Here is a 24,226-nt window from a genome sequence, read left to right on the forward strand (position 1 = left end):
TCGGTTACTGGAATGCCGCCACGATGGTGGCCGACGCGTTGAATTCCCCTTCGCCGATCTCCGCGCCGCCGTTGGCGAACGGCGCCGCCACCAGGTTCCAGGAGCCGCCGTTGCCGATGTTCGGCACCGGGTAAAACTCGTTCGGAATGACCAGCTGGCCGTTGTGCGTTAGCCGGATGCCGAGATCGTTCTTGTCGGTTTTGAACACCTCGTTGCTGAAGGAAGCGGCCGTGCCCGAGACCGCCAGCTTGATGTTCAGCGTGCCGTCCTCGAAGCTGCCGCCCTCGCACTGGAAACGCACCGGAATGCTTTGCGGGTAGTTCGAACCGTTGAGATCGCTGCCGCCGATTTCGCCGAACTCCACGTTGATCAGCTGGCCTTCGTTCACCACGCATTTATCCGGCACGTAAAGGATCGCGGACTGGATAAACACCTGCGCCATCGGATTGGGGCCGAAACCGCCGTCGGTTGAGCCGAGGCGGCCGAACATCTCGATGATCTGCCGATCGTTAATCTCGACGCCGTTGATGATCTTTTTGCGCACCCGGAAGGTGATGCGGCCTTTTGAACCGCTTTCATAGTTGTTGACCTGCACATAGGGCGGTGAGCAACTGTGATTGGGATACTCGTTGGATTCGTTGTAAAAAGGCACCGTGACATAGGCCTTCTTATTACCTGCAATCCACACTTCGGCTTTTAAATCCAGGAAGTCGTTCAACTGCAAGAAGCCGTTGCCGTAGTCAGAGGGGGGCAGCGCCGAATCCGACTTGTAAAAGTGCGGGCTTCGGGGGATCGGCGTATCGCAGTAGGCCTTGCCGGTATAGGTACCGCCTAATGAATAGGGAAACTGTTTGGTGAACCCCACCTGGTTGGTGATGTTGCTTTGATTCAGATCGATATAGAACTGTTTGGGGCCGCCGTCCGGCGTGACGTAGCCGTTGGCCCAGGCGGCGGGGGCCGCCAGCGCGATCGCCAGCGGCAGGCAGAGTTTGGTCAGTTGTGTTTTCATCGCGTTCTCGAGCCTCACAGGTAAATCACCTGAATGTGCGCCACGGCGGCGAACCCGGCCGCCATCACCGCCCGCTGGGTGGATTCCACGCTGGCGCTGAACCACAGGGTGTTGCTGCCGGGTTGCAGAATGTAAGGGCGGCTGCGTTGATTCAGCTCCAGCGCCTGGCCTTGTTGGTCTTGCAGCCGCAGACCGATGCCCTGCACGCCGCCGTTCAGCTTCAGCAGCGATGGGTTGTCGACATCGCTTTCGCCGAGAAACACCAGCGTGGCGGCCTGCTCTCCCTGCAGGTAGAGGCGGCCGGCGTCGCCGTTGCGCGGGCCGGCCGGGTTATCCGCCAGCGCGCGCGCGCCCAGCAGGCAGTTGCGGAACGAGAGGCGAAAACGCACCGGCGCGCTGCGATCGCCGGCGTTGCGGAAGTCGCGTGCGCTGACGTCGCCCAGATCGACGGATTGATCCCGGCTGTCCGGCGTCAGGCTGCAGGGGGAGCTGAGCAGGCCGCCGTGAAAGCTGACGGTGCCGGTGGTGCCTTCGATCACGCCCAGCGGCGTTGCCGCCATCGCGCCGCCGCCGCACAGCAGTGCGCCGAGCAGCAGCGGGCGCAGTCGATCGGTGAATTCAGCCATGCTGGACCTCCTTATTTTTTCTCGGGCACGGCGGTGCAAACGCCGCCATTGCAGACGAAGCGCAGCTCCGGATGGCCGCCGTAGTCGTTGATGTAGGTGATGACGAAGCTGTTCATGCCGGTCTCTTGCAGCTTGAGGCTTTCGCTGGATTTCGGCTTCAGCATCAGCGGCTGAAAACCGCCGATCGCGCCGCCGCCCTGTTTTTGCGTCTGCCGCGTCATGCCGGTCAGGGTGATGTAAAACGGCGTCGGGTTGTCGACGGTGATGGCGCCGCCGCTTTTACGGAACACCAGCTTTTCCTGCCACACCTGGCCCTTGGGCGCGACGATGGCTTTCGGCCGATAGAACAGTTTGATCTGCGTTTGCAGCGCCAGCTGCATCACGTTGGTTTTGGTGCTTTTCGGCGGAATCTCGCGCAGGTTGAAGTAGAACACCGACTCGCGATCCTGTGGCAGGCGATCCGCCTCCGGCGTCTTGGTGATGCGCACCACGCTGCGCTCGCTTGGTTCCACGCGCTGCAGCGGCGGCAGCACCACCAGCGGCGAGGTGATTTTCTGGTGCTGCTCGTTCTCCAGCCAGGACTGCGCCAGGAAGGGCAGCTCTTTGTTTTCGTTGACGATATTCAGGCTGATCGATTTGGCGTCGCTCACATAAACGGCGCGCGTGCGATCCAGCGATATCGCCGCGTCGGCGGTGGGCAGTACGGCGCTCAGGGCCAGGCCGGCGGCGGTCAGTAGCGTTATCGGGTGTTTGTTCATGTCATTATTTCTCAGCGTTACGGATTACAGGGTGGCGCACGGCAGCAGCAGCTGGTCCAGCGGCTTGGCGGCGCCCGGGATCACGATGCGGCAGCGGCGTTGGCCTTCCCAGGCGACGTCCAGTTTTTCCTCCGGCTGCACGCCGGTCAGGTAAACCGAGCCGCCGTCGTTGACCACCGCGACCTCGCGGCCTTTCTCGCTCAGCACCGCGGCGCCGAACGGCGGTTCGCTGCCGTCCGCGAGGCGAATGGTGGCCAACAGCTTGCTGCCTTTCACCACCTCGAAGTGGCGGTAGCCGATGGCGCCTTCGGTCAGCGTGCCTTGCACCACGGCGCGAGTGGCCTCGACGTCGTCCGCCAGCTTGTTGACGTCGATGCGGGTGTCGGTGTTGTAGTAGCTGGTGATGTCGGAAATCACCGCCAGCCCGAAACGGTTGCTGTAGGCGCGGCCGTTGTTGATCGGCACGCCGGCGATGCCGTCGGTGTCGAGCATCATGCGGCTGCCGCCGTTGCTCGAGTTCTGATGCGCCGCGATGCCGTGCCGGGTCGCAGTGAGGCCGCCGCGGAACGAGCCACCGATCGACGAGTAGCTGTCCTGCTGGTAAGAGGCGCTGGCGTTCAGCGAGCCAAACGAGGCGTTGTGGGTGTAGTACCCGCGCGCCAGCGATTTGCCGGACTGATTAAAGCCGCCGCTGACCTGCCAGGTATTGTCCGGATCGCTGTAGTCGTTGTACGACGCGGTCTGCGTGACATCGCCGTTGTTGGTTTGCAGCGCATAACCGACGCGCCGACGGTCGCCGATCGGCACGGTGAAGTTGAGCATCACGCTGTCGTCGGTGCGGCCCTGGTAATAGGTGCGGTAAGCCGACAGCGAGGCGGTGATGTTGCTGATATCGCCGACGCTGAACAGCTTGCTGGCCGACAGCCCGTAACGGTCCTGGGTTCGCGCATCCCAATAGGTCTGGTGCGAGTAGGTCAGGTAGGCGGTGATCGCCTTGGCGCTGTCTTCCGCCATAAAGGTTTTGCTGGCGGTGATGGTGTACAGCTCTTTCTGGCGGCCGTTGTAATTCTTGTCGTAATCGCCGTAACGCTCCTGCAGGTACTGCGACATGTTCATGAACTTGCGCTGCGAGAAGCGGTAGCCGGCGAAGGTGATCTGGCTGTTCAGCTCATCGAACCGTTTGGCGTAGTTGAGCTTGAACGACATGCCGCTGGCGGTCGGCTCGCCGGGCAGACGGGCGATCGACTGGGTGACGTCCAACGACATGGCGCCGAACACGTTCAGATCGCGGCCGAGGCCGAGCGCCCAGGCGTTATAGTCGCCGCCGAGCAGCGCCCCGCCATACAGCGACCAGGCGTTGCTCAGCCCCCAGGAGAAGTCGCTGGCGGAAAACAGCGGGCCCTGGGTGCGGTGGTCGTAGGCCGAGGTTTTGCCGAGCGCCACGTTGTAGCGCACGTAGCCCGGGCGGGTCAGGTACGGAATGGTGGCGGTATCCACCTGGAAGGTCGAGACGGTGCCGTCCTGCTCTTCCACCTTGACGTCCAGCTTGCCGCGCACCGAGCTGTTGAGATCCTGAATGGCGAACGGCCCGGCGGGCACGGTGGTTTCGTACAGCGTGCGGCCTTCCTGCGAGACGGTGATCTTGGCGTTGCTCTTGGCGATGCCGCGCACTTCCGGCGCGTAGCCCTGCAGGTTCGGCGGCAGCATGCGCTCGTCGCTGGCCAGATTGAGGCCGGTGAAGCGATAGGCGTCGAACACCCCGGAGTCGAGATAAATCTCACCCAGCGTCAGCTTGGCGGCCTGCATCGGCAGCGCGCGGTAGGCGTAGATCTGGTTCCAGTCGAAGCCGGTGCTGCGATCGCCGGCCTGCTGATTGTAATTGGCCTGGTAGTCCGCGCGCAGGCGCCAGGGGCCCAGGTTGGCGCCCAGCGTGCCGTAGCTGCTCAGGTTCTGGGCGGTGTTGTTGTTGTGATTCTGCTTGCCTAACTGGCCGCTCAGGTTGTAGTCCAGCAGCAGGCCGGGAATGCCGTCGTCCCACTGTTCGGGCGGCGTCCAGTCGGGATCGGAGTATTTCATCCACGCCTGCGGGATGGTGATCGCCAGCACGCCGCCGCCGATGCGATCGGAGACGGTCGCGCCTTTGATGCCGCGAATGTCGGCGCACTGGTTGTCGTGCCACAGGGTGACTTTTTTGGCCGCTTCTTCTTTCAGCGCCATTTTTTCCACCAGATCAGGCGGCAGGCACACCTGGCTGCCGCTCTTGTTATCCGGCGACGGGAAATACTGAATGCTGCGCTGGGGCAGCGTTTTCTGGTTGATCTTGATGTCCAGCAAATAAGCGCCGGGCATGACGTAGTCGGCATCGGAGAAACGCGAAAGATCCACTTTGCTGCGCTCGCCGATATCCAGGACGTCGGTATTGAATTCCGTGGCGGAAAATGCCGGACGCACCCAGAGGAAAGATAGAATGACGAGAAGAGGTAGGTGTTTCCGTGTCAGTAATGACGTCATAGCATAATCACTCATGGCAAGTCCGCGCCCAATAGCAGGTCATCCGTGCGACCTGAATACGTAATGCTGTGCAGCGCCCGCCGGCGCTAGAGATAAGACAGGGTGAATTTGGCCAGAGAGCTGAAGCCGCCCGCCCGCGCCTTATCGGGATGCAGGCGCAACTGCGCGCCAAAACGCAGCGTGTTGTCGCCGGCGACGATCTGGTAATCCGCCGTCGTGCTGCCGAGCGGGATCGGGGTGCCGGCATCGGTCAACAGCTCGATAGCCACGCCCTGCGCCTCGCCGTAGACGCCCAGCAGGGAAGGATCCCGGCTGTCGGCGGTGCCGTCGAAGGTGACGTTGGCCGCGCGATAGATGAAGTCAGGCTTCACCTGGCTGGCCAGTTCGCAGTTCACCAGTTTGATCGTGAAATGACGGCGGCTGCCGATCAGCACCGATTGCCCGTCCTGCGAGGCATCGGTCATGGCGATCAGACCGAAATCGACGGTTTGATCCAGGCTGTCGCTGGCGATGCCGCACGGCGTTTCAACGATGGTGCCGCCTAGGCTGACTTTGCCGTGGCCCTGATTTTTCACTGCCGCCGCCGCGCTGCCTACGCTGAGCGCGATGAGCAACAGGCCGCAAAGGCGGATAGTCATGCTGGCGTCTCCCTGTCTTGCCCTGTTCCCTTGCCGCTCTCGTCGGCATGCAATCAAGCGGGGGATGCCCTGAGACATCCCCTGTGGGGTATTACAGGTAAGCCAGGGTGAAGTTGGCCACGCTGGTGAAGTCGCCCGGCACCACGGCGGCGGAGGCGCTGCTGCCCTGCAGGTAAGCGGCGAATTTCAGCGAGTTGTCGCCGTCGTTCAGGCCCTGACCGTCGGTTGCCGTGCCCAGTTCCACTTCCTTGGAGTGCAGGTTGTCGTAGATCACGATGCCGGCGCCGGTTGCCGTGCCGCTCAGGGCCAGCAGTTTGTTGTTGACCGGATCAGGCGTGCCGGTAAAGGTCACCTTGACGTTTTTCATGGTGGAGATGGAGCAATCTTTCAGTTCGATGTTGAAAGGTTGCATGCTGGATTTACCCTGGTTAGCCAGGATGCGGCTGCTGATTTGGCCCATTGGTACGGTTTGGTCAACGGATTCCGGCGCGACGCTGCATGGCGCATCGATAATTTCGCCGGTAAAGGTGACTTTACCGCTGCCCTGATTAGATGCGGCGTGAGCAACAGATGCAGAAGCGAAAGCAATCACGGTTGCCAGCATTAATTTATTCAGTTTCATTTCTCAGGTTCCTGTAGAGAGTTTTTAAATAAAAAGAACAGCACATCTAAATCCCCCGCAGCGGTGGCAACGTCATGTCGCCGGCCGTACGGTTGGAGCCAGATCCTTTTGCTCTGGGCAATACGCCAACATCCGTTATTTATGAGAAATAACGAGATTGGGAAAATCGACAATGGATTTTCTGGTAAATAAAATACGAGTTTTACGTGTGGCGTGTTGCTGGGAATATTCTTGCAAATAATAGTATTGCTTGGAAATAGATTTTATTAAATTAAGTCAAATTCAGAATATAAAACCAAAAGGAAAAAGAAATATATTTGCTTTAAAACCAATAGATCGTATACAAATATTATCCAGTATAAATCACTATATAAATAACGATATGCGAGATATTAGATCGGGGGAAATAGGCTGATACCTACAATTCGCCATATTGTTTTGCTAATATCGCCCTGAGGCAGCAGATGATGAATTTCCCTTTAGAAACAAAATATAAAACATAATCTATTGTTTTTATTGTTGTTTAGTGGTTTTCTTCCCCTAAGGGATTGGCTTTTTTATTCGTGTTTAGCCCGCGTTTAGGTCTAATTCATTAACAATTAAATAACAATGTCATCGGTAGTGAATTATTCTATCGCACTGCGGTATAGGGATTTTTCACTGCCTAACCCATTTTGATTAATCAAATTAAGGCATGTGCTGTTGCCGTTCGCCACATAATGATGACCTAAGTGACAATTAAAGGATTATAAACGGAATGATAACGATGATTAATGCTTGCGGCGGCCGCCGCACGGTAGTTTCTGCTATATTTTTACTGTCTGTCATGTCGCTGTCAGGCTGCGTGGGCGGTAGCAAGACAAACCTGAATTCCGTGAAAAAACTTTCACAGAACAATCCTAATGATAAATCCGATGAACAACGTATCGCGCTTTGCCAGCAACGGGTTAACTCATTAAAAAATATTAATCCGCAGAGTTACCAAAAACGCATTGCCTATTTTAACGGTCTGCTTTCCAACGCTTCCGGATATGCCGGCGTGCGCGGCAATGTGGATGAAAGCACCCGTAAAGCGATTGATGCTCTTTATCAATATAAAACCGAGAAATTCTGCGCCGACGTTGAACATGAGCTGATGTCCGATCTGTCCAACCGGGTCGAGAATCTGTAGCCATGAAGCGATGCGCGCAAAGATGGGCGATGGGGCTTTGGCTGTTGGCGCTGAGCGGTGCCGTTTGCGCCGCTGACGACGGCATTCCCGCCCTGTTGAAGTTTGCCGAACAGCGGCAGGCTCCGCCGGCCGCGCTCAAGGAGGAAACCGCGCGTAAACCGGCGCCCGCACCGGCCGCCAAACCGGCCGCCGTCGCGGGGGCAGACGGCGCTCGTTTAACTTCTCTGAAGCACTCTGTACAACAGCAGGCGGAGAAAATCCGTCAGCTGGAGCGCCAGTTGGCGGCGGCTCAGGCCGCCGCGGCGCCGAAAAGCGCGCGGACCGATGTCGATATTCGGCCGCTGGCCGATGCCCTGAAGGCGTTGCGGCAGGCCGTTGCGCCGTTGCCTGAGGTCACCGCGCTGGCCGCTTCGCTCACGCGGGCCGAACAGCGCAGCGCAAGCTTGACGGCGCAGTTGGCACAGCAACGACAGCGGGTAGACACCTTGCTGGCTGAGCGGCGGCAGGCGGCTGAGGCCCCGGTGCTGGCCAGCGAGGCGGACAAGCAGGCGTATGCCGCCGGCGTATCGCTGGGGCGCGATATTTTGCATCTGCAACAGGAGAACCGGCGTGCGGGACTGGAGGCGGATCGGCGGCTTTTGCTGGCGGGCATCGCCGATACCCTGGCCGGGCGGTTGCGGCTGGATGAGGCCGCCATCGACAGCGCGCTGCGCACGGTGCAGCAACGTTTGCAGCAGACGCAACAGACACAGGCTCCCCCTCCGGACGGCAAGGCCTATCTGGCCGATTTCGCCCGCCAGGAGGGAGTCAAGCAAGATGCGCTCGGTTTCTACTACCGGGTGGACTATGCCGGCAGCGGTGCGATCGGCGCCGACGATCGGGTGGATATCGTGGTGCGCGAAAGCCTGACCGACGGCCGGGTGATCAAAGACATGGAGCTGGCGGGAACGGTGATCTCGCAGCCATTGACGCGCTATCCGCCGCTGTTTCGCGCGGCTATCGAGAAGCTGCAGCGCCACGGCTCGATCACGCTGGTGGTGCCGCCGGCGCTGGCGTACGGCAAGCAGGGCAGCCCGCCGGCGATCCCTCCGGACGCCACCATGATTTATACCCTGCGCATCGCTGACGTGCAGTCGTGAGCGGGGAGCTCAGCAGTAACCACTCAGGAGGAATGCTATGGCCAAGGCGCCGAAAACGTTTGAAAGCAGAAAATCGCTGATGCTGAATGTGTTGCAAGGATTGTGCAGGGATCGTGTGGAAGGCTCCGGCGGCCATCATCCCCCGCCGGAGCAGTGGCCGAAGACCCGCGAGCTGGCGGATAAATGTGGTGAAAACATTTATACCACCCGCACCCTGCTGCTGGCGCTGGAAAAGGAGGGCAAGGTCCGCTGCACCCACCGCAGCATCAACAATTCTCTACGCTGGTACAGCTGCGACGAACAGGCAGCGATAAAAAAAGAGTGATTCGACCCTGACGGTCGCTTTTGACTATCTTACAGCTAAACATTAATTAATCTTATTATTTGGCGGGGCATTTCGCTCCGCCAATCCTCCTCTCCGCTTTCCGCCCTCCGCGCAGGCATTGCTAAGATGTTTTTTGCGACCATATACTTATCGCTCAGACGGGAACAGGTGTAGGGAGCTGGCATCGTAATGAAGGAAAAGAAAGACATACTGAGATTGGATGATATTCATTATCAAATAGACCGCCAGGTGATCCTGGACTCCGTCTCTTTCACGTTGGGTGAGGGCGAGTTCAAACTGATCACCGGGCCTTCCGGCTGCGGAAAAAGCACGCTGCTGAAAATCATCTCTTCCTTAATGAATCCGACCAGCGGAAGCCTCTATTTCGACGGCCAGGCGATCGACGAGATGTCGCCGGAGGCGTATCGCAAGCAGGTCTCTTATTGCTTCCAGACGCCGGCGCTGTTCGGCAATACGGTTTACGACAATCTGGCGCTGCCGTATCAGATCCGCCAGGAACCGCCGGCCGAGCGAAAAATGAAGGCCGATCTGGCGCGTTTCGGCCTGCCGGAGGCGATGCTGACGAAAAGCATCAATGAACTGTCCGGCGGGGAGAAGCAGCGCGTGTCCCTGATCCGCAACCTGCAGTTTATGCCGCGGGTGCTGTTGCTCGATGAGATCACCAGCGCGTTGGACGAGGAAAATAAGCGCAACGTCAACGAAATCGTGCATCAGCTGGTGGCGGAACACCGGCTGGCGGTGCTGTGGGTGACGCACGATACCGAAGAGATAGCGCATGCGGACGAGGTGATCACCCTGCGCGCGCACGGCGCCGAGCCACAGGAGCAACAGCATGAATCAGCATAATATCACCAACGAATCCTTGGGCTTGTCGATGGTGCTGGTGGTGGTCGCCATCCTGATCAGCCACCGGGAAAAGCTGGCGCTGGAAAAGGACATCATCTGGAGCATCTGCCGCGCGGTGGTGCAGCTGATCATCGTCGGCTACGTGCTGAAGTATATTTTCGACCTGGATAACGCCGTTCTCACCGTGTTGATGGTGCTGTTCATCTGCTTTAACGCGGCCTACAACGCCAAGAAACGCAGCAAGTATGTCGAACACGCGTTCGTGACGTCGTTTATCGCCATTACCACCGGCGCGGTGCTGACGCTGGCGGTGCTGGTATTGACCGGCTCCATCGAATTTACGCCGATGCAGGTGATCCCCATCTCCGGGATGATCGCCGGCAACGCCATGGTGGCGGTGGGGCTGTGCTACACCAACCTCGGCCAGCGTTTCAAAAGCGAGCAGCAGAAGATTCAGGAGATGCTCAGCCTGGGGGCGACGCCCAAGTTCGCGTCGGCGGCGCTGATCCGCGACAGCATCCGCGCTTCGCTGATCCCGACCGTCGACTCGGCGAAAACCGTTGGGCTGGTCAGCCTGCCGGGCATGATGTCCGGGCTGATCTTCGCCGGCATCGATCCGGTGAAAGCGATCAAATATCAGATTATGGTGACCTTCATGCTGCTTTCCACCGCCAGCCTGTCGACCATCATCGCCTGCTATCTGGCTTACCGTAAGTTTTACAATGAGCGCCATCAGCTGGTGGTCGGCAACCTGAAGTAACGCCATGAAAAATGGCCTCCGCGGAGGCCGTTTTTTTACCCTTGCAGCAGGGCGATGCTCTGGCGGATTTCCCGTTCGATATCGGCCTCGCTCCAGCCGTCCAGCTGTGAAGAGAAGGGCTCGAAGGCATAGACGCCGGTATAGCCCAGGCGTTCCAGGTTCTGCACCTGGCGGCGGCTTTCCAGCCGGTCGCCCTCGCTCAGCATAATGCGTTCTTCGTCGCTCAACGCGCCTTTATCCCGCCCGTCCTCCACGCCGGACAGATGCACCAGGCCGATCTGCGCCACCTGGATCTGCGCGTCGAAGTCGGCCTGCGTCACATCGCTCAGGTAGTGGTGGAACGTATCGAGCACGATGCGGTACGGCGCGCCCGAATCGCGGATGATCGCTTGGGTCAGCAGCGACGATCGCAACGAGCTGATGCCGAAGCCCAGCGGTTCGACGTATCCCTGCACGCCATAGCGGGCAAACAGCGGCGCCAGCAGACGCAACGCGGCGAGGGTGTCGTCCCGTTTTTGCTGCTCGCTGCGCGTGTCGTCGGCGCTGCAGTGCGGGCACAGCACCAGCGCCCGGCTGTGGATAGCCTGCGCCTGCGCCAGCAACGCTTCGGCGCGCTGCTGCAGCGCCGCCGGGTCATCCACCCGATTGAACATGCCGAGGGCGTTGATCGTGACGATTTCAATGCCGTATTGCGCGGCGAGCGCGTTGAGCTGCGCGTTACTCAGATCGTCGGTCACCTTGCCGCTGGGCATGTCGTTGCGCAGCTCAACTTTGCTGAGCCCGCAGCGTTTCACCAGGCGGAAAAAATTGTCCAGATCGAGATTCGGCGCGATCTTGCGGTTAATGCAGAAGCGGTTCAGCGCAATGTTCATGGGCATGACTCCAGCGGTCAGGGGTGAGAGATCAGGATTTGCCGTTTTCCAGCGGCAGCGGCTTACCGTCGGGCAGGGGTTGGCGGTGGCGTTTGGCCAGCACCACCTGCTCCATTTTTTCCAGCGAGACGCCTTTGGTTTCCGGAATATAGCGGCCGATAAACCAGTAGCTGAACAGGCAGCAGGCGGCGAAGATCCACATCGGGAAGGCGCCGTGGAAATGCGAGAACAGGTAAGGGTGGTCGTTGATCATCGGGAACGACTGCGACACCGCGAAGTTGGCGACCCACATGCAGCCGACGGCGATGCTCATCCCCTGCGCGCGCATGCGGTTCGGGAAGATTTCCGACACCAGCACCCAGGCGCCGACGCCCCAGGACAGCGCATAAAACACCATGAAGAACAGCATGCCGAACAGCGCGAAATAGCCGGTGGCCTGGGTGTAGAGCGCGTACGAGGTGAGCAGCAGGCCGGCGATGGCGCCCAGCGTGCCGTAACGCATCAGCGGAATGCGGCCCATGCGATCCATCAGCATGGCGCCGATGACCGAACCGACCAGCTGCAGCACGCCGATCCAGATGGTCTGGAACAGCGCTTCCTGCGCGTTTTCAGTGACGGTTTTCAGCACCACCGGCGCGTAATACATCATCACGTTGACGCCGGTGACCTGCTGCAACATGGCGATCATGCAGCCGACGAACAGAATGAACCGCACCCGCACATCGCCGTAGTTCAGCTTCCGGTGCTGCTGCTGTTGATCCTGCTGCAGCGAGTCTTTGATTTCTTTCAGCAGATTCTGCGCGTGGGCGGCGTTGGATACCTTGGTCAACATCGCCAGCGCCTGATCGTCGCGGCCCATCATCACGTTCCAGCGCGGCGATTCAGGAATGACGAATACCAGGATGCAGAACAGAATGCAGGGGATCACGCCCGAGGCGAACATCCAGCGCCAGCCCATTTCCACCAGCCAGGCTTCGCTGGCGAGGCTGGCGATTTTGAAGTTGACGTAGAAAATCACGATCTGGCCGAAGACGATGGCGAATTGCTGCATGCTGAGCGCCCGCCCGCGCATGTCTTTCGGCGACACCTCCGACATGTACATCGGCGACACGGTGGCGGCAATGCCGACCGCCAGCCCGCCGATGATGCGGTAGATGACGAACCAGGTGAAGGTCGGGGCCAAGGCTGCGCCGACGGCGGACACGGTGAACAGCAGCGCCGCCAGCATCAGCGCCTTTTTACGGCCCCAGCGCGCCGCCAGCGGCCCGGCGGCGAAGGCGCCGACCACGCAGCCAATCACCACGTTGGAGACGGCCCAGCCGGTTTCGGCCGGGCTGAGATCGAAATAGGCTTTCAACGCTTCGATCGCGCCGGAGATCACGGCGGTATCGTAGCCGAACAGAATGCCGCCCAGGGCGGCGATGCCGCAAATTCGCAATATGTAGCCGGTATTGTGCTTACGCTGATATGACATGTGTTGCTCCGATTTTTATCCTGGCTTCCGTCCGCACGGTTGGGGTGTCGGGAAGAGGGCGAGCGGAAGGGTGTGAACCGTGCCTGTCATCAAGGCGATGTCGTTGATAAATGCTGGAACAAACAAGAACATTTATTTCATAATTAGTGAATAATGGAATATTGATTTTTAGATCCAGTTCAAAAAAAACCGTCGCGAGCGATCCGGGCGCCTTGGGCGCTCGGAGGGAGGCGGTAACGGCCGCAGGTCAGGCGCAGTGCGGATTTTCTGTAGCAAAGTCAGTGTGCATTAGCGATGGACTCTCCTGCGAAACCGCGCCTTGATTGGCGCGGGAATGAAAGCGCCAACCCGATCGACACCGCAAAATTGCGACCTCACGCACTAAAAACAAATTTTTCAAAACAATTTATTTGAAACTTTTTTTTCAATGAAATAGAGTTTGCTGCATCCGGTCAGGATGTAGCCGGCTTGCCGACGGGGTTTGGCGAGCGGGACGATTAACGCCGCGCCGCCTGCGTGTGGCCAGGCGACAGCGGACTTGAAAAGAGGGCGTGACATGAAAACCGTGGGTAACTTTATTGACGGGCAGGTGTGCCTGAGCAGCAGCAATCAGACCGTCGACGTGCACAACCCGGCCAGCGGGCAGGTTGAGCGGCGCGTCACGCAGAGCACCGCCGCCGAAGTCAAACAGGCCATCGACGTGGCCCATCGGGCGTTCGCCGACTGGTCGCGCACCACGCCGCTGCGCCGCGCGCGCATCATGTTCAATTTCAAGGCGCTGCTGGAACAGCACCGCGACGAGCTGGCCGAGCTTATCGTCAGCGAGCATGGCAAAGTATATTCGGATGCGCTGGGCGAACTGACGCGCGGCATGGAAGTGGTCGAATTCGCCTGCGGCATCCCGCATCTGATCAAGGGCGAGTATTCGCCGGACGTCGGCAGCGGCGTCGACAGCTTCTCGCTGATGCAGCCGCTGGGCGTGGTGGCGGGCATTACCCCGTTCAACTTCCCGGCGATGGTGCCGATGTGGATGTTCCCCATCGCGCTGGCCTGCGGCAACACCTTCGTCCTCAAGCCGCCGGCGCTGGTGCCTTCGGCCTCGGTGCGCCTGGCGGAACTGTTGAAGGAAGCCGGTTTGCCGGACGGCGTGTTCAACGTGGTGCACTGCGCCAATGAAGACGCGGCGCAGCTGTGCACCGATCCGCGCATTCAGGCGGTGAGCTTCGTCGGCTCCTCCACCGTGGCGGAACATATCTATACCACCGCCAGCGCGCACGGCAAGCGGGTGCAGGCCTTCGGCGCGGCGAAGAACCAGGCGATCGTCATGCCGGACGCCGATCTGGACGCCACGGTCAACGCGCTGATGGGCGGCGCGTTCGGCTCTGCCGGCGAGCGCTGCATGGCGTTGCCGATCGCCGTGGTGGTTGGTGACGACACTGCCGATAAACTGATCGCCAAACTGAAGCCGCTGATCGCGCAGCTGCGCGTCGGGCCGGGCTTGCAGCAGGGCGGCGAAGAGAATGAAATGGGGCCGCTGGTGTCGTCCGCTCACCAGAAAAAGGTGCTGGGCTACATCGATTTGGGCGTGGAAGAAGGCGCCACCCTGGTGGCCGACGGCCGCAACTATCAGGTGCCGGGCTATCCTGAAGGCTACTACGTCGGCGGCACGCTGTTCGACCATGTGACGCCGAACATGCGCATCTACCGCGAAGAGATTTTCGGGCCGGTGCTGGGCATCGTACGGGTGCCGGACTACCGCACCGCCATCGACACGGTGAACGGCCATGAATTCGGCAACGGCAGCGCCATCTTCACCGGCAGCGGCCACTATGCGCGCCAGTTCGTGCAAGACGTGCAGGCCGGAATGGTCGGCGTCAACGTGCCGGTGCCGGTGCCGATGGCGTTCCACAGCTTCGGCGGCTGGAAGCGCTCGGTGTTCGGCGCGTTGAACGTGCACGGCACCGACGGCGTGCGCTTCTACACGCGCATGAAGACCGCCACCGCGCGCTGGCCGGCCGGGCAGCAGACGGTGTCCGAATTCAGCATGCCGACGCTGGGCTAAGCGCTTTCACACTCAGGCCAGGCCGTTGCTCCTTCGGGGCAACGGCCTTTGCACTGCGAGTTAACAGGAGAATCGAAATGTCTTCACTGCTTGCCAAATGTCAGACGCCGAACGCCGAGGGGCGTATCCAGCACGTGACGCCGGAAAATGCCGGTTGGCGCTATGTCGGCTTTGACGTTTACCGCCTGGCCGCCGGGCAGTCGCTGCAGCTGGAATGCGGCGACAAGGAACTGTGTCTGGTGCTGGTGGCCGGTATCGCCTCCGTCGCCACGCGGCGCGCCGAATACCCGCATATCGGCAAACGCATGAGCCCGTTCGAACGTACGCCGCCTTACGCGGTGTATGTGCCGCACCACGATCGCATCGACGTGCGGGCGGAAACCGATCTGGAGCTGGCGGTGTGCAGCGCGCCCGGCGGCGGCCACCTGCCTTCACGGCTGATCACGCCGGCGGATATCGGCGTGGAGCGGCGCGGCAAGGGGCGCAACCAGCGGCTGGTGCACAACATTCTGCCGGACAGCGAGCCGGCCGACAGTCTGTTGGTGGTGGAGGTTTACACCGACGAGGGCAACACCAGCTCCTACCCGAGCCACAAGCACGATCAAGAAGACTCGCCGGACGAAACCTATCTGGAAGAGACGTACTATCACCGCATTCAGCCGGAGCAAGGGTTCTGCATGCAGCGCGTCTATACCGACGACCGCACGCTCGACGAGTGCATGCCGGTCTACAATCGCGACGTGGTGAAAGTGCCGCGCGGTTATCACCCGGTGGCGACCCTGGCGGGTTACGACAACTATTACCTCAACGTGATGGCCGGGCCGGTGCGGCAGTGGAAGTTCACCTGGGAAAAAGACCACGCCTGGATTAACGGCGACGGCTACCCCGCCGCGCAATAGGCGCTTGAGGCCCGGCTTGCCGGGCTTTTTTGTCAGCTTTACTCGTCCCGGGCGTTATTCAGCGCCAGCGAGACCGCCAGCGTCTGCGCCAGGCACATCGAAGCCACCTGCGAGCGGAACCCGTCCACCTGCGCTTCGCGCACCACGAAACAGACGTCGCTGAAGGCGGCCAGCGGGCTGACCTGGCTGTCGGTGATGGCGATCTGCTGCGCGCCGCGCTTGGCGCCCAATTCCACAAGTTCCACCGCCTCGCGGGCGTACGGCGAATAGCTGATGGCGATCACCACGTCCTTCGGTTTCACCATGCTCAGCTGTTCGGTGAACATCCCGCCCAGGCCGTCGATCAGAAACGCGCGGCGCTCCAGATGGCGCAGCGCATAGGTGAGGTAGGAAGCGACGCTGAACGAGCGGCGCAGGCCGATCACGTAGATGTTTTCGGCGTTGTTGAGCAGCTCGACGGCGCGATCCAGCTGCTCGGGGGCGATCTGCATCGCCAGCTGCTGCAGCGCCTGCGCGTTGACCATGGTGAACACGTTGAGAATCTCCGCCGGTTTCTCCGGCGCGACGTTGTCGTCGGTGGAGGTTTGGCGGAACAGACGCGCGCGCTCGGTATAGTTCACCGTCTCTTCCATCAGATGCTGACGGAACACCTGCTTCATTTCGTTGAAGCCGCTGAAGCCGAAGGCGTTGGCGAAACGGATCAGCGTGGAGGGCGGCACGCTGGCCTGTGCGGCGATGGAGGCAACGGTATCGAAAGCGATGCTGTTACTGTTATCCAAAATGTAGCGCGCCACCTGCTTCAAACGCTTGCTCAGCGTTTCATAACGGTGGCGGATCTCGTCCTGTAACAGCGAAAGTTGAGTTGGGTTGTTCATCCATTCGGCTCGCAGTGGGGTGAAGGCGCATTGGCCTGACGCCTGAAATATTGACAGGGTATTTTAACAGACGGAGCGGAAATTTCATTTCCTCAAAAAGCGATTTATTCGATCGCACATTGCGCGACTTCACAGAAAATGGGCAAAAAAATCCCCTTAAAGCGGCGAAATGGCCTTAAGGGGACGTGAACCTGCTGTTGCTGTCAGTGCGCGCCGCCCGCCTGCGGACGGTACTGGCGCCAGAAACCGATCAGCGTCAGGTATTTTTGTTTCACCTGCTCGATCAGGGCCGCGTCGTCGATTTCCCCCTGTAGCCAGCGGCGCGAAGGTTGGCCGAAAATGGTGCGGCCGACGGCGAAACCTTTCACCCAGCGCGCATCTGCGGCGGCGGCAAAGCCCGCCTTCAGCACCGCCTCCGGGGAGTCGAGCCCCAGGATCAGCACGCCGCGGCAGTCGGGATCGCAGGCGTCGATCAGCGCGCCGACCCGCTGCCAGTTTTCCGCGCTCAGCGGCGGCAGTTTCCACCAGTCCGGCTGAATGCCCATGTGGTAGAAGTGTTCAATCATCTCCAGGTAATAGCGCTCGTCCTTGTCGGCGTTGCTGTCCGGCAGGATCACCTCCAGCAGCAGTTCGTGACCGGATTTGCAGCAGCCGCGGTAGACGTCGGCGATCAGCGCATCCTGTTCGCGGCGCAGTTCCGCCGCGTCGTGCGGGTGATAAAACACCAGGCACTTCACCACGTGCTCCTGCGGCCAGTCGATCAATTGCGAGCCAATATTGCCGTGCTCCAGGCGCAGCGGGCGCGAGCTGGGCAGCTCCACCGGCCGGCCGATCCACCATCCCTGGCCGGTGATTTCGTTCAGCGCCGCCTGCCCGTAGGTGGTGTCGGCCAGAATGCCGCTGTTGCCGTCGAGGCCGGCCTGCGCGGCAGCTTGTTGCGCCGCAGTGAGCAGCAGGGTCTTCAGACGCGGGATGCGTTCCTCGCCGACGCCGGCTTCGCGCGCCATGTCCGCCAGCTGCTTGCGGTGATCGAAGGCGAACACGCACAGTTCCGGCCACTGTTGCTTGCGGGTGGTGACCCGGTGCAGGTGGTTCAGGCGCGCGTCGCGGTCCGGGCGCGTGACCTGTTGTTCACGCTGCAGGTAGTCGTCCAGCTCCCGTTTGGTCGGCATGGCCGGCGCGCAGCCGTGGCGCGAGACCACCAATGCGCCGCAGGCGTTGGCGTAGCGGCAGGCCTGATCCCAACCCTCATCGTTCAGATAGCCGCGCAGCAGACCGGACATAAAGGCGTCGCCGGCCCCCAGCACGTTCAGCACCTCCACCCGCACGCCGGCGTGCAGCTTCACCTGCGCCCAGTCGTCGGCGATGTCATCTTCGAACACCGAGCAGCCCTGCGCGCCGCGCTTGCACACCAGCGTGGCCGCGGTCGTCCGGCGCACGTTTTTCAGCGCCGTCAGCGTATCGGTGCTGCCGCCGGCGATATGAAATTCCTCTTCGGTGCCGACGATCAGATCGAATTGGTGCAGCACTTCCTGCAGCTCGCGGGTCACCTGTGCCGATTCCACAAAGCGGGTTTCGCCGTCGCCCAGCGACGTCAGCCCCCACAGCACCGGGCGATAATCGATGTCGAGCGCGGTGCGCAAACCGTGGCGGCGCGCGTATTCCAGCGCCTTCAACACGGCGGCGCGGGTGTTCGGGTGCGACAGGTGCGTGCCGGTGATGGCCAGCGCGCGTGCGCTGGCGATGTAGGTTTCGTCGATGTCGTCCGGCGTCAGCGCCATGTCCGCGCAGTTTTCGCGGTAGAAGATCAGCGGGAAGGTTTCCTGATCCTTGATGCCGAGGATCACCAGGCCGGTTAACCGGTGTTTGTCGGTGATCAGACAGCGGGTATCGGCCCCGACGCGCTGCAGCTCTTCACGCAGAAAGCGGCCCATGTGTTCATCGCCGACGCGGGCCAGCATGCCGGATTTCAACCCCTGAATGGCGGTGCCGTAGGCCACGTTGCCGGAAGAGCCGCCGAGGTATTTGGCGAATGTGCCGGCGTCTTCCAGACGCGCGCCGATTTGCTGAGCATAGAAATCGACGGCGATGCGCCCGAGACAAATGACATCAAGCTGTTTTTCTTGTGTAGCCATACCCGTTTCCTTCTGTTTAAGCAAAACTCCGGCGGCGGCCCGAGCGTGGCGCCTTGCAGGAAGCATGGGAACAGTATGGGGAATGAAAATTTCAATTTCAATATGGAATGAAATTTACACCCCAAAAATGTGATGCGTTTAAAACATCGACGGAGGAGCGGAAAAAGCGGATTAAGTCGCCATGAGAGGGTGGCGGAGGGCGTGCGGCAAAGAGGCGCCGGGGCAGGATGAAAGACGGTCGCCCTGCGTGCTGATGGCATTCCCCGGCCGGTGCGCGGCGCTAAGCCGGTAAAGGCCAAACCACGAGATGAAACGGGCTTTTCATCTAATATGCGATCTTTATCGCAAAATGAAATGTTTCTTCTGTAATGTGATTTTATGAAAAATATATTTGTTTATAATCGCTTCACGTTTCAGGTTGTCGACTTCGTGAGCAGCGGGCATCGCCTGCTCAAGATAATAGCTGCCGCCGCGTAACACAAACACGGGATTGTCGGCTCGGCGCGAGCCCTTTCCGGGGCGGCCCTCAATCTAAAGGGTGAGTAAATGGGCAAGATCAGGCTAACCATGGCGCAGGCGCTCGTCAGATTTCTCGATAACCAGTATCTGCTGGCCGACGGGGTGGAAACCAAATTCGTCGCGGGCATTTTCGCGATTTTCGGCCACGGCAACGTACTGGGGCTGGGGCAAGCGCTGGAACAGGATAGTGGCGATCTGCGGGTACACCAGGGCCGTAACGAACAGGGGATGGCTCACGCGGCGATCGGCTTCGCCAAGCAGAAATTGCGCCGGCAGATTTACGCCTGCACCTCCTCGGTCGGCCCCGGCGCCGCCAATATGATCACCGCCGCGGCTACCGCCACCGCCAACCGCATCCCTTTATTGCTGCTGCCGGGCGACGTTTACGCTTCCCGCCAGCCGGATCCGGTGCTGCAGCAAATCGAACAGTCTTACGATCTCAGCATCAGCACCAACGACGCGTTCCGCGCGGTGAGCAAGTACTGGGACCGCATCGTGCGGCCGGAACAGCTGATGAGCGCCTGCATCAACGCGATGCGCGTGCTGACCGATCCGGCGGAAACCGGCGCGGTGACGCTGTGTCTGCCGCAGGACGTGCAGGGGGAAGCCTACGACTACCCCGACTATTTCTTCCAAAAACGCGTGCACCGGCTCGATCGCCGCCCGGCGACCGATGGCATGTTGGCGGACGCCTTGGCGCTGCTGACGGCCAAACGCAAACCGCTGTTGGTGTGCGGCGGCGGCGTGAAGTACTCGCAGGCCGGGCGGGCGCTGCGCGAATTCGCCGAGCGCTTCGGCATTCCGTTCGCCGAAACCCAGGCCGGCAAAGGCGCAGTGCCGAGCGACCATGAATTCAACCTCGGCGGCATCGGCGAAACCGGCTGCCTGGCGGCCAACACGCTGGCCCGTCAGGCCGATCTGGTGATTGGCGTCGGCACCCGTTACACCGATTTCACCACCTCGTCCAAATGGCTGTTTCAACATCCGGACGTCAGCTTCCTCAATATCAACGTCAGCGCCTTTGACGCCGGCAAGCTCGACGGCGTGCAGGTGCTGGCGGACGCCCGCGAGGGCCTGAGCGAACTGAGCGCGCTGCTGGCGCAGGCTGATTATCGCGCCGGCTGGGGCGACGCCATCGCCGCGGCGCGCGGCGCCCAGCGTGAAGAGACCGAGCGGGTTTACGCGGTGGAATACAGCGGCGCAGGCTTTGTGCCGGAAATAGACGATCACCTCGATCGCGAACGGGTGTTCGCCGAATTTATCGCGCAGACCGACTCGGCGATGACGCAAAGCCGGGTGCTGGGGGTGCTGAACCGCGAGCTGCCGCCGGACAGCGTGATTGTGGCCGCCGCCGGCAGCCTGCCGGGCGACCTGCAGCGGGTGTGGCACAACCATGGCGAGCACGGTTACCACGTGGAATACGGCTACTCCTGCATGGGGTACGAGGTGAACGCCGCATTGGGGGTCAAGCTGGCCGAGCCGCAGCGCGAGGTGTACGCGATGGTGGGCGACGGCGCCTTCATGATGCTCCATTCCGAGCTGGTCACTTCGATTCAGGAAGGCTGCAAGATCAACGTGGTGCTGTTTGACAACATGACCAACGGCTGCATCAACAACCTGCAGATGGAACACGGCATGGACAGTTACACCACCGAATTCCGCTTCCGTAATCCAGAGGGCGGCAAGCTCGACGGCAAACTGGTGCCGGTCGATTTCGCCATGCTGGCGGCGGCTTACGGCTGCAAAACCTATCGCGTCACCACCGAGCAGCAGCTGCTCGACGCGCTGGCCGACGCCCGCAGGCAAACCGTGTCCACGCTGCTCGACATCAAAGTGCTGCCGAAGACCATGGTGCACAAGTACCTCAGCTGGTGGCGCGTGGGCGGCGCTCAGGTGGCCGACAGCGAGAAAATCGTCGCAGTGGCGCGCAAGCTGCAGGAAAACATCGATAAGGCGCGCGATTACTGATTCGTTTTCGAACACAACACACTTTCAAGAGGGTAGCGAAAATGACTTTGAACATTGGGGTTATCGGCACCGGCGCCATCGGCCGCGATCATATCCGTCGCTGCAGCAAAGTTTTGCAGGGCGCCCGCGTCGTGGCGGTGAACGACATCAATCGCGACAACGCCGCCAAGGCGGTGAACGATCTGCAGCTGGATGCGCGGGTGTATGACAGCGGCCACGATCTGATCAAGGCCGCCGACGTGCAGGCGGTGCTGGTCACCTCCTGGGGGCCGAGCCACGAAGAATTCGTGCTGGCGGCCATCGCCGCCGGCAAACCGGTGTTCTGCGAGAAACCGCTGGCGGTGACCGCGCAGGGCTGCAAAAACATCGTCGATGCCGAAGCGAAGTACGGCAAGCGGCTGGTGCAGGTCGGTTTTATGCGCCCCTATGACCAGGGCTATCGCGCGCTGAAACAGGTGCTGACCAGCGGCCAGATCGGCGAACCGCTGATGTTGCACTGTGCGCACCGCAACCCGACGGTCGGCGAGGCTTACACCACCGATATGGCGATCACCGACACCCTGATCCACGAAATCGACGTGCTGCGCTGGCTGCTCGACGACGACTATGTGTCGGTGCAGGTGGTGTTCCCGCGCAAGAGCCCGAAGGCGTTCCCGCATCTGAAAGATCCGCAGATTGTGCTGTTCGAAACCGCCAAAGGCACGCGCATCGACGTCGAGATTTTCGTTAACTGTCAGTACGGCTACGACATTCAGTGTGAAGTGGTGGGGGAAACCGGCATCGCCAAACTGCCGGAGCCGTCCTCGGTGCAGCTGCGTAGCGGCGCCCGCCTGTCGACCGAAATCCTGACCGACTGGAAGGATCGCTTTATCGACGCCTATGACGTCGAGCTGCAGGGGTTCATCAACGACGTGGCCGCGGGCCAACTGACCGGGCCTTCTGCCTGGGACGGCTACGCCGCCGCCGTGACCGCCGACGCCTGCGTGGCGGCCCAGCTCAGCGGCGAGATCGTACCGGTGACCCTGCCGGCGCGCCCGGCGTTTTACAACAAGCCATCGGCTTGAACCCCGTACCCACGATTGCAGAGGAGTGACCATGAAGATCGCTTTTGATGTCGACGTTATCCGGGATTTGGGCGTGACCAAAATGGTTCAGCAGGTGGCGGACTGGGGCTATAAGTACATCGAGCAGTCGCCGCACCCGCAGATCAACCCGTTTTACAAGCATCCGAAGGCCAGCCGCGAAATCATGGCGGAGTATAAAAACGCCCTGAAAGCGACCGGCGTGGAAATATCCTCATTTATCGTGGTGTATCGCTGGTCCGGGCCGGGGGAAGATCGCCGCCAGGCGGCGGTCAAAAACTGGCGACGGATGATCGAAATCGCGGTGGAGATGGGCGTGCAGGTGATCAACACCGAGTTGGCCGGTAACCCCAACGAGCCGGAGATCTGCGAGGAGCTGTGGTATCGCTCGATGGAGGAGCTGCTGCCGATCGTCGAGCGTGAGGGCATCCGTATGGAGATCCAGTCGCATCCGTGGGACTTCTGTGAGCTGAGCAACGAAACCGCCGATCTGGTGAAATCGCTGCGCAGCGACCACGTCAAATACCTCTACAGCGTGCCGCACACCTTCTACTACGACAAGGGGCAGGGCGACGTGGCCGGCATGCTGAAGTACGCCGGGGACGATCTTTCCCACGTGCTGATCGCCGACACCATGAATCACACCAAGCACTGCCGCTATATCGTCAACCCGCCGGGCGTTGACGCCGCGGTGCACCAGCATGTCGGCATCGGCGAAGGCGAGGTGAATTTCGACGCCCTGTTCCAGACGCTGCGCGACATGGAATTCGCCAACCGCAGCTTCAAGGTCGGCGGCGAATCGATCATCTGCACCTCGCTGTTCGGCTATCCGGAAAAGATGCCGAGCCAGGCGGTGGCGACCAGAGAGCGCATCGAAAGAGAGCTGTTGGGCAACTAATCTTATTCGGCTCGCCGGCGGCGTTTGCACCGGCGGCCCTCCAAGGACCGAGGCAGACCATGAATAAAGACAACGTGAAATTGGCCATTGCGCCGATCGGCTGGACCAACGACGACATGCCCGATCTGGGCAAGGAAAACACCTTTCAGCAGTGCGTCAGCGAAATGGCGCTGGCCGGCTTCACCGGCAGCGAAGTGGGCAGCAAATATCCGCGCGATCCGGCGGTGCTGAAGCCGATGCTGGATATTCGCGGCATCCAGATCTGCAACGCCTGGTTCAGCACCTTTTTCGCCGATGGTCAGAAAGACAAAACCATCGATGAATTTATCAACCACATGAATTTCCTGCATGCCATGGGCGCCAGGGTGATCGGCTGTTCCGAACAGAGCAAGAGCATTCAGGGCACCACCAAAGGGGTGTTCGAAGAGAAGCCGTACTTCAGCGATGAAGAGTGGCGGCGGGTGGCCGCCGGTTACAACGAGCTGGCGAAGATCGCCGCCGGCAAAGGCATGCAGGTGTGTCTGCACCACCACATGGGCACCGGCATTCAGACCACCGCCGAAATCGATCGCTACATGAGTATGGTCAACGACGACGTCTACCTGCTGTTCGATACCGGCCACGCCTACTATTCGGAAGGCAGCCAGCAGGCGATGATGGCGATCCTGGAGAAGTATCTGCCGCGCATCAACCACGTCCATCTGAAGGACGTGCGCGATGAGGTGGTGGCGGAAGTGAAGGCCAACAAGCTGAGCTTCCTCGACGGCGTGAAGAAGGGCACCTTCACCGTGCCGGGTGATGGCGTGATCGACTTCAGGCCGGTGTTCAAGCTGCTGGACGAGCGCGGTTACAAGGGATGGATGGTGGTGGAGGCCGAGCAGGATCCGGCGCTGGCCAACCCGTTCGAGTATGCGGTGAAAGCGCGCCGCTATATTCGGGAAACCGCCGGCATTTAAGCGGTAAGGGGCAATAAAACTCGAGGGGCGCCGCCAGCGCCCCTTTTTGATGGCGGCGCG

Annotated in this window: 21 protein-coding genes; 11 read left to right on the forward strand and 10 right to left on the reverse strand. The window is 60.6% G+C overall.

Translation table 11 applies throughout. The features are described 5' to 3' along the window. Positions 1-4 precede the first annotated feature (4 nt). From ACSBQS_RS22835 to ACSBQS_RS22860, 6 genes are all read right to left on the reverse strand, one after another. On the reverse strand, positions 5-1,009 hold the full coding sequence (locus ACSBQS_RS22835; protein WP_033645334.1) for a fimbrial protein: 1,005 nt from the start codon (positions 1,007-1,009) through the stop codon (positions 5-7). A gap of 14 nt (positions 1,010-1,023) precedes the next feature. Next, positions 1,024-1,635, reverse strand: a complete 612-nt coding sequence (locus ACSBQS_RS22840) for a fimbrial protein (protein ID WP_033645333.1) — start codon at positions 1,633-1,635, stop codon at positions 1,024-1,026. Positions 1,636-1,646: 11 nt separating this feature from the next. Continuing rightward, positions 1,647-2,393 (reverse strand): fimbrial biogenesis chaperone, encoded by a 747-nt coding sequence (locus tag ACSBQS_RS22845; RefSeq protein WP_033645332.1) that lies wholly within the window; start codon positions 2,391-2,393, stop codon positions 1,647-1,649. 24 nt (positions 2,394-2,417) lie between these two features. Continuing rightward, on the reverse strand, positions 2,418-4,904 hold the full coding sequence (locus ACSBQS_RS22850; protein WP_046687943.1) for a fimbria/pilus outer membrane usher protein: 2,487 nt from the start codon (positions 4,902-4,904) through the stop codon (positions 2,418-2,420). 86 nt (positions 4,905-4,990) lie between these two features. Then, positions 4,991-5,542: a fimbrial protein gene (locus ACSBQS_RS22855; protein WP_033651771.1), complete on the reverse strand. Its 552-nt coding sequence runs from the start codon at positions 5,540-5,542 to the stop codon at positions 4,991-4,993. Positions 5,543-5,633: 91 nt separating this feature from the next. Then, positions 5,634-6,164: a fimbrial protein gene (locus ACSBQS_RS22860; protein ID WP_019455211.1), complete on the reverse strand. Its 531-nt coding sequence runs from the start codon at positions 6,162-6,164 to the stop codon at positions 5,634-5,636. 757 nt (positions 6,165-6,921) lie between these two features. Between ACSBQS_RS22860 and ACSBQS_RS22865 the strand changes: the two genes are divergently transcribed. The 5 genes from ACSBQS_RS22865 to fetB all read left to right on the forward strand — a co-directional run bounded on the left by ACSBQS_RS22865 (position 6,922) and on the right by fetB (position 10,426). Then, on the forward strand, positions 6,922-7,335 hold the full coding sequence (locus ACSBQS_RS22865) for a hypothetical protein (protein WP_033651770.1): 414 nt from the start codon (positions 6,922-6,924) through the stop codon (positions 7,333-7,335). Positions 7,336-7,364: 29 nt separating this feature from the next. Continuing rightward, positions 7,365-8,474, forward strand: a complete 1,110-nt coding sequence (locus tag ACSBQS_RS22870) for an FKBP-type peptidyl-prolyl cis-trans isomerase N-terminal domain-containing protein (RefSeq protein ID WP_434991362.1) — start codon at positions 7,365-7,367, stop codon at positions 8,472-8,474. A 37-nt stretch (positions 8,475-8,511) separates the two neighbouring features. Then, complete coding sequence (locus ACSBQS_RS22875; RefSeq protein ID WP_033645326.1) at positions 8,512-8,799, forward strand: FaeA/PapI family transcriptional regulator; 288 nt, start codon at positions 8,512-8,514, stop codon at positions 8,797-8,799. Between the two features lie 189 nt (positions 8,800-8,988). Further along, a complete protein-coding gene (gene fetA / locus ACSBQS_RS22880) occupies positions 8,989-9,666 on the forward strand; it encodes an iron efflux ABC transporter ATP-binding subunit FetA (RefSeq protein ID WP_033645325.1) in 678 nt (225 codons plus the stop codon). Next, positions 9,653-10,426: an iron efflux ABC transporter permease subunit FetB gene (gene fetB, locus ACSBQS_RS22885; protein ID WP_033645324.1), complete on the forward strand. Its 774-nt coding sequence runs from the start codon at positions 9,653-9,655 to the stop codon at positions 10,424-10,426. The genes fetA and fetB overlap by 14 nt, the downstream gene beginning before the upstream one ends. Positions 10,427-10,461: 35 nt before the next feature. Here fetB and ACSBQS_RS22890 read toward each other — a convergent pair whose 3' ends face one another. Together ACSBQS_RS22890 and ACSBQS_RS22895 are read right to left on the reverse strand one after the other, a co-directional pair. Further along, a complete protein-coding gene (locus ACSBQS_RS22890) occupies positions 10,462-11,298 on the reverse strand; it encodes a TIM barrel protein (RefSeq protein WP_197666847.1) in 837 nt (278 codons plus the stop codon). Between the two features lie 31 nt (positions 11,299-11,329). Further along, complete coding sequence (locus ACSBQS_RS22895; RefSeq protein ID WP_342165017.1) at positions 11,330-12,772, reverse strand: sugar porter family MFS transporter; 1,443 nt, start codon at positions 12,770-12,772, stop codon at positions 11,330-11,332. 556 nt (positions 12,773-13,328) lie between these two features. Between ACSBQS_RS22895 and ACSBQS_RS22900 the strand changes: the two genes are divergently transcribed. Further along, positions 13,329-14,834: a CoA-acylating methylmalonate-semialdehyde dehydrogenase gene (locus tag ACSBQS_RS22900; protein WP_046687940.1), complete on the forward strand. Its 1,506-nt coding sequence runs from the start codon at positions 13,329-13,331 to the stop codon at positions 14,832-14,834. Positions 14,835-14,911: 77 nt separating this feature from the next. Further along, positions 14,912-15,733: a 5-deoxy-glucuronate isomerase gene (iolB, locus tag ACSBQS_RS22905; protein WP_033645320.1), complete on the forward strand. Its 822-nt coding sequence runs from the start codon at positions 14,912-14,914 to the stop codon at positions 15,731-15,733. A 38-nt stretch (positions 15,734-15,771) separates the two neighbouring features. Here the strand turns inward: iolB and ACSBQS_RS22910 are convergent, their stop codons facing one another. Beyond that, positions 15,772-16,608: a MurR/RpiR family transcriptional regulator gene (locus ACSBQS_RS22910; protein WP_004930856.1), complete on the reverse strand. Its 837-nt coding sequence runs from the start codon at positions 16,606-16,608 to the stop codon at positions 15,772-15,774. 203 nt (positions 16,609-16,811) lie between these two features. Then, entirely contained in the window at positions 16,812-18,743 is a 1,932-nt protein-coding gene (locus tag ACSBQS_RS22915) for a bifunctional 5-dehydro-2-deoxygluconokinase/5-dehydro-2-deoxyphosphogluconate aldolase (RefSeq protein ID WP_099784937.1), read from the reverse strand. A 546-nt stretch (positions 18,744-19,289) separates the two neighbouring features. Between ACSBQS_RS22915 and iolD the strand changes: the two genes are divergently transcribed. The 4 genes from iolD to iolE are packed head-to-tail and all read left to right on the forward strand — an operon-like array spanning position 19,290 to position 24,166. Then, positions 19,290-21,230: a 3D-(3,5/4)-trihydroxycyclohexane-1,2-dione acylhydrolase (decyclizing) gene (gene iolD, locus ACSBQS_RS22920; protein ID WP_033651763.1), complete on the forward strand. Its 1,941-nt coding sequence runs from the start codon at positions 19,290-19,292 to the stop codon at positions 21,228-21,230. A gap of 41 nt (positions 21,231-21,271) precedes the next feature. After that, positions 21,272-22,294 (forward strand): Gfo/Idh/MocA family protein, encoded by a 1,023-nt coding sequence (locus ACSBQS_RS22925; RefSeq protein ID WP_047026504.1) that lies wholly within the window; start codon positions 21,272-21,274, stop codon positions 22,292-22,294. A 31-nt stretch (positions 22,295-22,325) separates the two neighbouring features. Continuing rightward, positions 22,326-23,210, forward strand: coding sequence for a sugar phosphate isomerase/epimerase family protein (locus tag ACSBQS_RS22930; protein ID WP_033645316.1), 885 nt, complete (start codon positions 22,326-22,328; stop codon positions 23,208-23,210). A gap of 59 nt (positions 23,211-23,269) precedes the next feature. Beyond that, positions 23,270-24,166 (forward strand): myo-inosose-2 dehydratase, encoded by an 897-nt coding sequence (gene iolE, locus ACSBQS_RS22935; RefSeq protein ID WP_197666850.1) that lies wholly within the window; start codon positions 23,270-23,272, stop codon positions 24,164-24,166. The last annotated feature ends 60 nt before the right edge of the window (positions 24,167-24,226 follow it).

It is taken from the genome of Serratia sp. H402Y, assembly GCF_051172415.1.
Classification (GTDB): Bacteria; Pseudomonadota; Gammaproteobacteria; order Enterobacterales; family Enterobacteriaceae; genus Serratia; species Serratia ureilytica.